The organism is Ruegeria sp. AP12 (assembly GCF_056540025.1).
The window spans coordinates 13263-26188 of sequence record NZ_JBQFVZ010000012.1 but is presented as its reverse complement, the minus strand read 5'-3'; the positions used below and the strand labels follow the sequence as shown (position 1 = coordinate 26188).

Sequence of the window (12926 nt, the reverse complement as noted above, 5' to 3'; positions counted from 1 at the left end):
CTTGCTGGATCGCGACCATCCCGCCTAGCCTTTTGTTCACGCTTTAGTGATGAATGGCCATCATGCTGTGGCCGCACTGCGGTGTCGAACAGGAGGTGCCGAATGCCGACCACTTACCTTGACCAGTTCTATGCGTTCGATCCGGCCAATCCGCCTCCGGCCGGGACGGCCATATCGGTCGAAAAGTACGATCTGGTCGATGATGATGACGATTTCGACATCGAAGCGGGCACTGGCGATACCGTGAACGGTCAGTTGGTGACCTCGTCCTGGCCGGGGGACACGGTGACCATCAACCTGACGGGCGGTGGCACCGCGACCTACACTGGCACGACCTTTTATCTGGCGGATGGCACACGTGTGTTCACACCCACGGACGGGTCGGTTCTGCAGCCGGGCACGCTGGCGTCCACAACCTTTGTGACCACGCAAGGCCCGCTGGACGTGACCACCGATCTGGGCCCGCCATGCTTTACGCCGGGCACCATGATAGCCACGCCGCAAGGCCCGCGTGCAGTGGAAACGCTGATGGCGGGCGACCTTGTCACCACCGTGGATCACGGCCCGCAACCGCTGATCTGGGTTGGGCGCACCACTGTTGAGGCCGAGGGCAAACTTGCACCCGTTCAGTTCCAGGCGGGTGTGCTGGGGCTGGACCAACCGCTACTGGTCTCACCACAACACCGCATGCTGATCGAAGACTGGCGCGCGCCGCTGTTGTTCGGCCACCCCGAGGCGTTGATTGCCGCCCATTGTCTGGTGAACGGGGACACGGTGAGGCGGATCGAAGGCGGACAGGTCGACTATATCCACCTGTTGTTCGAACGACACGAGATCATCTTTGCCAATGGCGCAAAAAGCGAAAGCTATTACCCCGGTCACGCCCTGACAACGCCAGAACGGGAAGCACAGGCCGAAATCCTGCATCTGTTTCCGGAATTGAAGGCGCGTGGGGCCAGGATGCCCCACACCGCCCGCCCGGTCGTGCCTGCGCGCGAAGCACGGGCAATCGCGATTTAGGCCGTTTCAAAGCGGCCTCGTGCGTCGTATAGCTGAGATATGGCAAAGAAAGCAGCCCGCAAATCGAGCGGTAAGAAAAGCAAGGCACGCAAAAAGACAACGCCATTGGGTCAGAAACTGCGCCGTTGGGTAACGCGCGCGGCGTTGGGCGTTGTGTGTTTTGTGCTAGGGCTGATTTTGCTCTATTCGGTCGTGAACCCGCCGATCACCCACACGATCTGGTCAGAATGGCGGCGGTTGGGCAAGGTCGAGCGCGACTGGGTCCCAATCGAAGAGATCAATCCGATCATGGCCCGGTCGGTTGTCGCGGCCGAGGACGCGAATTTCTGCCTGCATTGGGGGTTTGACGTCGAAGCGATCAGGGACGCGTTGGAGGATGGCGGCAGTCGAGGGGCCTCGACCATCACGCAGCAGGTGGTGAAGAATGTGTTCCTGTGGCAGGGCCGCAGTTGGGTGCGCAAGGCGATGGAAACCTCGATCACGCCGGTGGTCGAAATATTCTGGAGCAAGCAGCGTATTCTTGAGGTCTATCTGAACGTCGCCGAGACTGGGACCGGTATCTTCGGGGTCGAGGCTGCGGCGCAGCGCAATTTCGGTGTCAGCGCGGCGAATATGACCCCGACGCAGGCGGGGCGGATTGCGGCCATCCTGCCCTCGCCGCGCAATCGCTCGGTCACGGACCCGTCGGTTTTTACCCGCAGACGGGCCGCGGCGATTCTCGAGGGGGCGGCCACCATCCGCGCAGATGGTCGCGCGGATTGTTTCGAGGATTGAAACCTGACGCCTCTCGGGGCTAAAGCAGAAGAGTATTCACTGGTTCGATTGGAAGTCCATGGCGCGTCTGTTTCACGTTCCCCTGTCCCCCTACTGCCGCAAGGTTCGGCTGTCTTTGGCAGAAAAGAAGATCGAGGTCGAACTGGTCGAAGAAAGATATTGGGAGCAAGACCCGGATTTCCTGCGTCGCAACCCGGCAGGCAAAGTGCCTGTGTTGCGGCTGGATGGGCAGATCATGTCAGAAAGCGCTGCGATCTGTGAATATATCGAAGAAACCCGACCCGAACCGCCGCTGATGCCAAAAACGCCCGAAGCCCGGTTTGAAGTGCGTCGGTTGGTGGGGTGGTTCGATGACAAGTTTCATCACGAGGTGACCTCGAAGCTTCTGTATGAGCGGGTCAACAAGAAGATGACCGGGCAGGGCTATCCGGACAGCAAGAACGTCAAGGAAGGTGCGCGGGCGATCAAGTATCATCTGGATTACATGGCGTGGCTGTTGGATCACCGGCGCTGGCTGGCCGGGGATCAGATGACCCTGGCCGATTTCGCGGCGGCGGCGCATCTGTCGGCGCTGGATTATATCTCGGATGTGGATTGGAATCGCAGCGCGGCGGTGAAGGACTGGTACGCCAAGATCAAGTCGCGCCCGGCGTTTCGCTCGATCCTGGCGGATCAGGTGCCGGGATTCCGGCCCCCGCCCCATTACGCCGATCTGGATTTCTGATAGGCTGGTAAGGGGGCTGTCTGCCCCCTCTTGGCCTTGAAGGCCAATTCACCCCCGAGGATATTTTTGGCCAGATGAAGAGCGGATCGGGTTTAAAAGACAAGTTGGTAGAGCAGGCTTTGGCCGAGGGGTTTGTGTCCTGTCGGGTCTGTCGGCCTTGGGATGTACCGCAAGTGCCGGACCGATTGGCGGCGTTTCTGGACGCCGGTTATCACGGGCAGATGGGTTGGATGGCCGAGCGGACCCATTGGCGTGGCGATCCGGCGGCGCTGTGGCCCGAGGCGCGTTCGGTGATCATGTTGGCCGAGAGCTATACACCCGAGCATGATCCGACTGAGGTGTTGGCACATTCCGAGCGCGGGGCGATTTCGGTTTATGCGCAGAACAAGGATTACCACGATCTTGTCAAGAAGCGCCTGAAGCGGTTGGCGCGGTGGCTGATTGCTGAAGCGGGGGGTGAGGTGAAGGTGTTTGTCGATACTGCTCCGGTGCCCGAAAAGGCCTTGGGGCATGCGGCAGGGTTGGGATGGCAGGGCAAGCACACCAATCTGGTCAGCCGGGATTGGGGCAATTGGGCCTTCATAGGGTCTGTTTTCACGACTTTGGACATTGCATCGGACATGGCCGAGACGGATCATTGCGGATCGTGTCGTGCCTGTCTGGACAGTTGTCCGACCGATGCATTTCCGGCCCCGTATCAGTTGGATGCACGGCGATGTATTTCCTACCTGACCATCGAGCATAAGGGCCCGGTGGACGAAGAATTGCGGGGCAAGCTGGGAAACCGGATTTATGGCTGCGATGATTGTCTGGCGGCCTGTCCCTGGAACAAGTTTGCAGTTGCTGCCAGTGACCTCCGGTATGCGGCTCGCGATGATCTGAAGGCCCCCGCGCTGGCGGAACTGGCGGTTTTGGACGATGCCGCCTTCCGGGCGAAGTTTTCGGGCTCGCCGATCAAGCGGATCGGGCGGGATCGGTTTGTGCGCAATGTGCTTTATGCGATTGGCAATTCCGGGCAGGCGGCGTTGCGCGCCGTGGCGCAGGGTTTGACCAACGATCCTGATGCAGCGGTGGCAGATGCGGCGCGCTGGGCGGTGAATCGACTGCCCTGAATGCCGCAAACAGGCTGGACGTCGCGGTCCAAACCTCTAAACCCATGCGAAGCGAACAGATGGAGGACCCGATGGCGTTGGCTTTGGGGGTGGATACGGGCGGAACCTATACCGATGCGGTGTTGATCCGGGATGAGCGTGAGGTGATCGCCTCTGCCAAATCCCTGACAACGCGAACCGATCTGGCGATCGGAGTGGGCAAAGCAATTTCGGCCGTGTTGGACGAGGCGCAGGTCACGCCCGATCAGATCTCGATGGCGTCGTTGTCGACCACATTGGCAACAAACGCTCTGGTCGAGGGGCAGGGCGGCCGCGTGGCGCTGATCTATATCGGATTCAAAGAGAGTGATCTTGAAAAGCACGGGCTGAAGGATGCGCTGAAGGGCGATCCGGCGCTGGTCGTTACCGGTGGGCACAGCCATGCGGGCGGTGAAGTGAGATCGTTGGATACAGAGACGCTGGAGGCGTTCTTGGACTCTCACAAAGGGATTTCCGGTTTTGCCGTTGCCGCCCAATTCGCGACCCGCAACCCGGCGCATGAGTTGGAGGCGGCGCGGATCATCGCGGAAAAGACCGGTGCGCCTGTCACGTGCTCTCATCACCTGTCGGCCAAGCTGAACGGGCCTAAACGCGCTGTGACGGCCGTGCTGAATGCCCGGCTGATCGGGATGATCGACCGTCTGATCGGGCGCGCGCAGGATCAGTTGCTGGCCTTGGGCATTACCGCGCCGATGATGGTGGTGCGCGGCGATGGCGCGTTGATGAGCGCCGAACAGGCCCGCGAACGACCCATCGAAACCATCCTCAGCGGCCCCGCCGCGTCGATTGTAGGGGCGAAATGGCTGACGGGGGCCGAGAACGCCTTGGTCTCGGACATTGGCGGGACGACCACTGACGTGGCGCTGATCCGGGACGGCAAACCCGCGATTGATCCGGCGGGCGCACAGGTTGGCGGGTTTCGCACCATGGTCGAGGCGGTCGCCATGCGGACCCATGGGCTGGGCGGCGACAGTCAGGTGCATGTGGTGACCGAAGGTCTGGGCGGCGGCGTCTTTCTGGGGCCGCGGCGGGTTCTGCCTGTGTCACTGATCGCATCGGAAGCGCCCGAGGTGATCCACGCCGTTCTGGACGAACAACTGCGCGCAACAACGGTCGGTGAGCATGACACGCGGTTCGCCCGCCGTGTGCCGGGTGTCCATGCCGATGGGGTTGGCGCGCGGGAAGAGGCGCTGCTGGACAGGTTGGGCGATCAGGTTCTGCCGCTTGGTGGCTTGTTGCGGACGCGGATGGAAAATGGTGCGCTGACCCGGTTGGTGGATCGCGGAATTGTTCAGGTTTCAGGGGTAACACCATCCGATGCCAGCCATGTGCTGGGACGGGTCGATGCGTGGGATGCAAGTGCTGCGCGCAAGGCCCTGGAACTGGTGGCGCGCAAGCGGGTCGGGTCGGGCGACATGCTGGCCACATCGCCCGAGCAGCTGGCGCAAATGATCATCGACCAACTGACCGAACAGACCAGTTTGACCTTGTTAGAGGCTGCTTTTGCCGAAGAGGCCGATGATTTCGGCCTCGCGCCCAAGGACCTGGCCCGGCATGTTCTGACCCAACGCGGGCTGGCGCAGCACCGGGGTTTGCTGGCGCTGGATGCGGCGCTGAACGTGGATGTGGTGGGGCTGGGCGCCTCGGCCCCCAGCTACTACCCTGCCGTGGGGGATCGGCTGCGTTGCCAGATGGTGCTGCCGGACCATGCGGGCGTCGCCAACGCCATCGGTGCGGTTGTCGGACGGCTGACCTTGCGGCGATCGGGAACAGTGACCTCTCCGACCGAAGGCCGGTACCGCGTTCATCTTGAGGACGGCCCGCAGGATTTCGGGGCCTCGGATGAAGCGCTGGCCCTGTTGGAACGGGTCCTGCGCGCCGAGGCTGAAGGTGCCGTGCGCGATGCCGGGGCCGAGGACATCCGGGTCGTCGTCGACCGCGATATCCGGACTGCGCGGGTGGAAGAACGAGATGTGTTTGTCGAGGCGATGCTGACCGTTGAAGCCAGCGGTCGCCCTCGGGTGGCGACGGGATAGACCCCCTCAGAATTCTGAGGGGGGATCGTTATTCAGCCGCGTCGCGCTTGGGCAGGACCCAGTCCTTGCGCGGGAAATGGCATGTGTAGCCATGCGGAATGCGGACCAGATAGTCCTGATGTTCCGGCTCGGCTTCCCAGAACTCGCCGACAGGTTCGACCTCGGTCACGACCTTGCCGGGCCACAGGCCGCTGGCGTCCACATCGGCAATCGTATCCAGAGCCACCTGTTTCTGGGCATCATCCAGGTAATAAATGGCCGAGCGATAGCTCATCCCGCGGTCATTGCCCTGCCGGTTTGGTGTGGTCGGGTCGTGGATCTGAAAGAAAAACTCCAGAAGCTCACGATAGGTGATTTGCGTCGGGTCGAACCAGATCTCGATCCCTTCGGCATGGGTGCCGTGGTTGCGATAGGTGGCGTTGGGCACATCGCCGCCGGTATAACCGACGCGGGTGCGGGACACGCCGGGCAGTTTGCGGATCAGGTCCTGCATGCCCCAAAAGCAACCTCCGGCCAGAACGGCGCGTTGTTCGGTCATCAGATATCCTCCACATGAATCAGGTATTCGCCATAGCCTTCGTCTTCCATCTCATCGCGATGGACGAACCGCAGCGAGGCGGAATTGATGCAGTATCGTAGCCCACCACGTTCACGAGGGCCATCGGGGAACACATGCCCCAAATGGCTGTCGCCATGTTTCGAGCGGACCTCGGTCCGGATCATGCCGTGGGTGGTGTCGCGAAACTCTTCCACATGCTCGTGGATGATCGGCTTGGTGAAGCTGGGCCAGCCACAACCGGATTCGTATTTATGGGTCGAGGCGAACAGTGGCTCGCCCGATACGATGTCCACATAGATGCCGGGTTCTTTGTTTCCCAGATACTTGCCGGTTCCCGGGCGCTCGGTGCCGTTGCGCTGGGTTACATGGAATTCTTCGGGGGAAAGAGCAGCAATGGCCTCGGGGTCTTTGGTATAACGGGTCATGGCGTCTCCGGGTCTTGTTTCTTTGAGCCAATATTTGGGGTGCGGGGCCGCAAATGCAAAGGCATATTTCAACCGCCTCTCGGCTTCGTGCAAGTGATCTGCCGGTCGGGTTCAGGCGTATTATTTACAAAAGGAGGACAGCCCATGCTCAGATTACTGCTTTTGACCGCATTGATTCTGGTGGGGCGGTCCGTTCAGGCGGCCCCGCTAACGGGCGAGTTTGCGTCGATTGATGGGGGCACTTTGTCCATCGAGGATTGGCGCGGGCAACCCGTTTTGGTGGTCAACACCGCCTCGCAATGCGGATTCACCGGCCAATATGCCGTCTTGCAGGACGTGCACGAGACGTATTCGCCGCGCGGTCTGGTGGTGCTGGCCGTTCCGTCCGATTCCTTCAATCAGGAGTTGGGTTCCGCAGATGAGGTCAAACAGTTCTGCGAGATGAATTATGGTCTGACCCTGCCAATGACCGATATCACACCGGTCACGGGCGGGGATGCGCATCCGTTTTACAAGGCTGTGGCCCAGCAGACGGGCTTTGTGCCCAATTGGAACTTCAACAAGATCCTGATCGATCCTGAGGGCGAAGTTGCCGCCACCTACGGGTCGAATGTCAGGCCGGATTCGCGCAAATTGCTGACCAAGGTCGAAGGCATGTTGCGCTGAACGCCTCGGCCCTGAACCTTCCAGACTTTAACTGCGTTTTCTGATCCCAAAGTGGGATCAGATCGGCTAATAACTGGCCGAAACGATCATTTCGTCCATTTTTGTTGATTGACCAGCCAATTAAACATACAAGGGTGCGATCTGACCAAATAAGGGAGGTGTGTCAGTGCTACTGGAGTACATTCTATCTTTCGGCGTCCTGCTGGCCCTGGGCCTGGTCGCTTTCTTCGTGGTGAAATGGTGGAACCTGCGCTGTGTCGGCGTCACCCCCGTCCACCTGTTCACCTTTATCGCGATCCTGTTCACGTCCGGGCTGGACGTTGGCCTGATCATGTTCCCCCTGACCGAGTTCGGCGGCTATGCTGAAGAGCCGGCCTACGCCTTCGCCAACCCGTTGGCGATCGAGTTCGGGTTCTGGGGCTTCCTGATCTGGGCGTTCTACTTCCTGACGGCTTTCTATTTCTGCGTGATCGAACCACGTGTGAAGTTCTTCGAGATCCCGCTGGTCAAACTGATCAACAACGTGGTGATCATCGGTACCTGTGCCTTCACCGCCAGCCTGTTCCTGATCTATCTGCCCGGCTACATCCCCGAAATCGGCGATGGTCAATCCGTGGTGACGACCTTCTATGTCATTGTATTCGTGGTTATTCTGGCGGCGGCCTATTCGTCGACCGACCTGAAATATGTGCGGATTCTGTCGGTGGGCTCGACCTTCCTGTTCCTGTCGCTGATCATCGGCATGTGGATTGCAGGCGGCATGGGCCTGACCGGGTTCTTTGAAACCGGCAGCAATATCGGCGCGTATTTTGCCAACATCCACAAGTTCGTCCTGCCGCTGACCGACTATCACGCCTTCTACCTGTTCTGGTGGTTTGCATGGTCGATCATGATCGGCCAGTTCACCTCGCGCTTTGTCGGTGGGTTGAAGACCTGGCAGCTGCTGGCCGCGCTGCTGATCTTCCCGTCGATACCGCTGGGGATCTGGTTCACCGTTCTGTACTACTACCACCTGAACGGCATCGACACCGCGGGCATCACCAATATCGCCATGGTGATCGTGGGCGTGACCTTCGTGATCAACTCGCTGGACTCGCTGATCCGCCTGTACACGGACAACCTGAACATGACGGTCGAACGGTTCGGCAAGCTGCCTTACGTGGCGGGCAACGTTGCCATGCTGTTCATCCTGACCCTGCTGTTCCAAAGCCAGTGGCTGCAGATCCAGTGGATCGGCGCGGTTGTGGTCGGCCTCTATCTGGCTTGCGTGGTCTATATCCTGATCACCAAGCGCAAAGAGGTGCTGAGCATCGATTCAATGCCCGAGGGCCGCGATCTGGACTTCCACAAGGTTGAGACGGTTCACTGATCCAAATCACACGAAGCCAATAGCGGGCGCCTCGATGGGCGCCCGTTTTCTTTCCCCGGGCTTGGAAGCCCGCGGCTGCGCGCTATCCTTCTCTCCGGGAAATCGGGAAAGCTTTGTAATGTTGGAAGAAAACAGAAAAGATCTGGATGCAGAGAAGCAGAAGAAAACTCTGTTGCGTCTGATTGAGGTGCTCAGCGCATCTGATCCCGATCTCTACTACCGACCCACCAGTGACATTGCGGCCTATCTGGAGAAATACATCCGCAAAAACGCACGCCTAACAGCAGAAGAGCGTGCCCTGATGGAACGTCTCAGCCGTCGCGACCTGGAGGTTTTGCTAAGCCTCCATTGAAAAAGGGCCCCCAACCGGCGGCCCTTCGTCATTGTCCGTAAAGACTGAAATCAGCCGTTCACGCTGTCTTTCAGTGCCTTTGCGATGGTCATTTTGACCACCTTGTCGGCTTCTTTCTTGAACTGCTCGCCGGTGGCGGGGTTGCGCACCATGCGCTCGGGGCGTTCGCGGCAGTAGATTTTGCCAACGCCGGGCAGGGTGACGGCACCGCCAGCCGAAACTTCGCGGGTGATCAGGCCGGTGATGGCCTCCAGCGCGGAGTTTGCGGATTTCTTGTCGGTTCCCATTTCCTCAGCGAGAGCAGCAACCAGCTGAGTCTTTGTCATAGGCTTTGCCATTTCTTGGTCTCCTTAACGTGCCCGATAAATAGGGCCTCACCGCGTAACTGTAACGGGATATTGTGGGCGAACACAACGAATAGTAGCGCTGAAACCCCTAAAAATATGGGGATTTCGTTGCTTTTTTGCGTCACAGGAAGGCTGTTTCGTCGAAAGACCGCAATTTCCGGCTGTGCAAACGCTCTAGCGGCATACCGCGCAGGTGTTCCATCGCCCGTATTCCGATCGCCAGATGGCGGCTGACCTGCGTTGTATAGAAGGACGAGGCCATGCCGGGAAGCTTCAATTCCCCATGCAGCGGCTTATCCGACACGCATAGCAAAGTGCCGTAGGGCACCCGGAACCGATATCCATTTGCGGCGATTGTGGCGCTTTCCATATCCAGCGCAATCGCGCGGGATTGGCTGAGCCGCTGCACCGGGCCGGACTGATCGCGCAGTTCCCAATTGCGGTTGTCGACCGAGGCGACCGTACCGGTGCGCATGATCCGCTTCAGCTCATACCCTTCAAGCTTGGTAACCTCGGCCACGCCATGTTCCAAAGCCACCTGAATCTCGGCCAATGGCGGGATCGGTACCCAGACGGGCAGGTCATCGTCCAGCACCTTGTCTTCGCGCAGATAGGCATGGGCCAGAACAAAATCCCCCAGCGCCTGCGTGTTACGCAGACCGGCGCAGTGCCCGACCATCAGCCAGGCATGGGGGCGCAGAACAGCGATATGATCGGTCGCGGTTTTGGCATTCGACGGGCCAACCCCAATATTGACCAGCGTGATCCCCGAGCCATCAGCCCGTTTCAGGTGATAGGTCGGCATCTGCGGCAGTTTTAAAGGCTGCTCCAGCGTCGCGTCCGCGGCCGTGATCTCGACATTCCCGGTCGAGACAAAGCTGGTATAGCCGCTGTTCGGATCAGCCAGTTGTTCGCGCGCGTAATTCTCGAATTCCGAAACGTAGAACTGGTAGTTGGTGAACAGAACGTGGTTCTGGAAATGGCTGGGGTCGGTGGCCGTGTAATGTGACAGGCGCGCCAGCGAATAATCCACGCGCTGGGCAGTGAACAGAGCCAGCGGGCCGACCTCATCATGGTCATGCACGCCGTTGACGATGTCGTCATTGGTGGTGGTCAAATCCGGTACGTCGAACACGTCGCGCAAGGTAAACCCGGCCGCGCCCTGATGCGGAACCACCAGATCGGGGTTGTTGGCCACTGCGAAATGCACCGGGATCGGGGTGTCCGATGCGCCGATGGTCACCGGCTGGTCGTGGTTCTTGATCAGCAAAGCGATCTGTTGCGTCAGGTAGGACCGGAACAGATCAGGCCGCGTCACGGTTGTTGCGTGGATGCCGGGCTCGGACACGTGACCAAAGCTCAGCCGGCTGTCGACCTGTGCGTAAGAGGACGTCTTGATACGAATTTCCGGGTAATATGCTCTGAATCGTTCAGACGGCGCGCCGCTTTGCAGGGCCGAGGCAAAGCTGTCGCACAGAAACTCGGTGGCTTGCTTATACAGCAGCTCCAGCCGCGCGACGGCGGCGTCCGGGTCGGTGAATTGTTCCGGTTTTGGTGCGTCAGGTGTTTTTATTGTTGTCATGCCAGTGGTTCCAGAAGGTCTATCTTTTCAAATGTCCGCACATCCACCAGCCCCAGGTCGGATATCCTGAGTTCCGGGATCACGACCAGCGCCAGAAGCGAGTGCTGCATGTACGCGTTGTTCAGTTGGCATCCGCAGGCTTTCATCGCCTCGACCATCTGTTCTGCCTTCGCCGCGACCTGCGTGGCGGGGCTGTCGGACATCAAACCGGCAATGGGCAGTTCGACCAGCGCAATCTCTTGCCCGTCGCGGAACAGGGTGACCCCGCCGCCAACTTCGGCCAGACGGTTGGCGGCAAGGGCCATCTGAGCGCGGTCGGTGCCCACGACGATCATATGGTGGCTGTCATGCGCCACGGTCGAGGCCATGGCCATTTTGCCCTGGTACCCGAAGCCAGAGACAAAGGCGTTTGTCACGCCGCCCGTGGCGCGGTGACGTTCCACCAATGCGATCTGGCAGACATCGCCTTCACCCTCGACCAGTCCGCCGATGATCGGCAGCTCTGCCTTCAGCGCTTTGGTCGGGGCCTGATTCTCGACAACACCGATGACGTTGGCCTGAACCCTGTTCGCGCCCGCAGGCGGTTTGATTTCGAAATCGCCTGAGGTCAGGTTGTGCCCCAGATGCACCGTGTTGCGCGCCTTGTCGGGCCAGTTCAGATGTGGGCAGTCCACGGTAATGACGCCGTTCTCGGCCACAACGTTCCCCCGGGCGATCACCGTCTCAATCGGCAGCGTGCTAAGGTCGGAACTGAGGATAATGTCGGCCCGCCGCCCGGGCGTGGCCGAGCCGATCTCACGCTCCAGCCCAAAATGGCTGGCGGTGTTGATCGTTGCCATTTGCAACGCGACCAGAGGATCGCAGCCGCAGGCAATCGCGTGGCGCACAACCCGGTTCATGTGGCCTTCATTGACCAATGTGCCCGAGTGGCAGTCATCCGTGCACAGAATGAAATTGCGCGGGTCCAGCCCCTTTTCAGTGATGGCAGTGATCTGGCTTTCCACGTCATACCAGGCCGAGCCCAGGCGCATCATCGACCGCATCCCCTGTCGCACGCGCGCAATCGCGTCAGCCTCGCAGGTGCCTTCGTGGTCATCCGCTGGCCCACCTGCGACGTAGGCTGCAAAATCAGGCCCTAAATCAGGCGATGCATAATGCCCGCCCACCGTTTTCCCGGCGCGCTGGGTGGCCGCTATTTCGGCCAGCATCTTTGGATCACCGTGGATGACACCGGGGAAATTCATCATCTCGCCCAGCCCGATGATCCCCGGCCAGTTCATTGCTTCCGACACATCCTCGGGCGTGATCTCATAGCCGGTCGTTTCCAATCCGGGGGCCGAGGGCGCGCAAGAGGGCATCTGGGTGAAGATATTCACCGGTTGCAGCAGCGCCTCGTCATGCATCATGCGCACACCGTCCAGACCCAGCACATTGGCAATCTCATGCGGATCAGTGAACATCGAGGTGGTGCCATGCGGGATCACGGCCCGCGCAAATTCGGCCGGGGTCAGCATGCCGGATTCGATATGCATATGACCGTCACACAGACCGGGCAGGATATAGCGCCCCTGCGCCTCGATGATCTGGGTGTCGGGGCCAATGCAGTGCCCGGCGTCAGGTCCGACAAAGGCAATCCGCCCCTCGGCAATGGCGACGGAATGTTCCGGCAACAGCTCGCGGCTGTGCACATTCACCCAGATGCCACCGCGAATGACCGTATCTGCCGCCTCGCGACCGGCTGCTACGGCAATCAAACGAGGGGCGACATCGGGCCAGCTTGGGAAAGGTGAGTATTCCATGGCTCAACTTTCCCGAATGCGCGGTCAGGTGCAACCCCGGTAATCCCGTATCATGAAATCATCATATGGCACGGCCGCAGCGCGCCAGCGCTGCCCGGCCCAACCAGAGAAGCTGCCCCGCA

13 protein-coding genes are annotated in these 12926 nt (G+C 60.0%); 8 read left to right on the top strand and 5 right to left on the bottom strand.

What is annotated here, in order from left to right; translation table 11 throughout:
• The first annotated feature begins 102 nt into the window (after positions 1-102).
• The 5 genes from ACR0E6_RS20280 to ACR0E6_RS20260 all read left to right on the top strand — a co-directional run bounded on the left by ACR0E6_RS20280 (position 103) and on the right by ACR0E6_RS20260 (position 5705).
• A complete protein-coding gene (locus ACR0E6_RS20280) occupies positions 103-1020 on the top strand; it encodes a Hint domain-containing protein (protein ID WP_480586678.1) in 918 nt (305 codons plus the stop codon).
• A 39-nt stretch (positions 1021-1059) separates the two neighbouring features.
• A complete protein-coding gene (gene mtgA, locus ACR0E6_RS20275) occupies positions 1060-1794 on the top strand; it encodes a monofunctional biosynthetic peptidoglycan transglycosylase (RefSeq protein ID WP_480586675.1) in 735 nt (244 codons plus the stop codon).
• 58 nt (positions 1795-1852) lie between these two features.
• Complete coding sequence (fzlA, locus tag ACR0E6_RS20270; RefSeq protein ID WP_170520790.1) at positions 1853-2518, top strand: FtsZ-binding protein FzlA; 666 nt, start codon at positions 1853-1855, stop codon at positions 2516-2518.
• Positions 2519-2592: 74 nt separating this feature from the next.
• A complete protein-coding gene (gene queG, locus ACR0E6_RS20265) occupies positions 2593-3630 on the top strand; it encodes a tRNA epoxyqueuosine(34) reductase QueG (protein ID WP_480586672.1) in 1038 nt (345 codons plus the stop codon).
• A gap of 71 nt (positions 3631-3701) precedes the next feature.
• Complete coding sequence (locus ACR0E6_RS20260; protein WP_480586719.1) at positions 3702-5705, top strand: hydantoinase/oxoprolinase family protein; 2004 nt, start codon at positions 3702-3704, stop codon at positions 5703-5705.
• A gap of 28 nt (positions 5706-5733) precedes the next feature.
• On the opposite strand, the gene msrA is transcribed toward ACR0E6_RS20260, so the two are convergent.
• Together msrA and msrB are read right to left on the bottom strand one after the other, a co-directional pair.
• Positions 5734-6243, bottom strand: coding sequence for a peptide-methionine (S)-S-oxide reductase MsrA (msrA, locus tag ACR0E6_RS20255; protein ID WP_480586669.1), 510 nt, complete (start codon positions 6241-6243; stop codon positions 5734-5736).
• The gene (gene msrB, locus ACR0E6_RS20250; protein WP_480586665.1) at positions 6243-6689 is read right to left on the bottom strand and encodes a peptide-methionine (R)-S-oxide reductase MsrB; all 447 of its coding nucleotides are present in this window, start codon (positions 6687-6689) and stop codon (positions 6243-6245) included. The genes msrA and msrB overlap by 1 nt, the downstream gene beginning before the upstream one ends.
• Before the next feature lie 144 nt (positions 6690-6833).
• Between msrB and ACR0E6_RS20245 the strand changes: the two genes are divergently transcribed.
• The 3 genes from ACR0E6_RS20245 (at position 6834) to ACR0E6_RS20235 (ending at position 9076) form a co-directional block, all read left to right on the top strand.
• Entirely contained in the window at positions 6834-7355 is a 522-nt protein-coding gene (locus ACR0E6_RS20245) for a glutathione peroxidase (RefSeq protein WP_170453279.1), read from the top strand.
• Between the two features lie 172 nt (positions 7356-7527).
• Positions 7528-8724, top strand: a complete 1197-nt coding sequence (locus tag ACR0E6_RS20240) for a BCCT family transporter (RefSeq protein ID WP_170453684.1) — start codon at positions 7528-7530, stop codon at positions 8722-8724.
• 34 nt (positions 8725-8758) lie between these two features.
• Positions 8759-9076, top strand: coding sequence for a hypothetical protein (locus ACR0E6_RS20235; RefSeq protein ID WP_480586661.1), 318 nt, complete (start codon positions 8759-8761; stop codon positions 9074-9076).
• Positions 9077-9126: 50 nt separating this feature from the next.
• On the opposite strand, the gene ACR0E6_RS20230 is transcribed toward ACR0E6_RS20235, so the two are convergent.
• The 3 genes from ACR0E6_RS20230 to ade form a co-directional block, all read right to left on the bottom strand.
• Positions 9127-9414, bottom strand: a complete 288-nt coding sequence (locus ACR0E6_RS20230) for an HU family DNA-binding protein (RefSeq protein WP_170453278.1) — start codon at positions 9412-9414, stop codon at positions 9127-9129.
• A gap of 130 nt (positions 9415-9544) precedes the next feature.
• A complete protein-coding gene (locus ACR0E6_RS20225) occupies positions 9545-11005 on the bottom strand; it encodes an AMP nucleosidase (RefSeq protein ID WP_480586658.1) in 1461 nt (486 codons plus the stop codon).
• Positions 11002-12804: an adenine deaminase gene (ade, locus tag ACR0E6_RS20220; protein WP_480586655.1), complete on the bottom strand. Its 1803-nt coding sequence runs from the start codon at positions 12802-12804 to the stop codon at positions 11002-11004. Before ade ends, ACR0E6_RS20225 begins: the two co-directional genes overlap by 4 nt.
• Positions 12805-12926 lie beyond the last annotated feature (122 nt).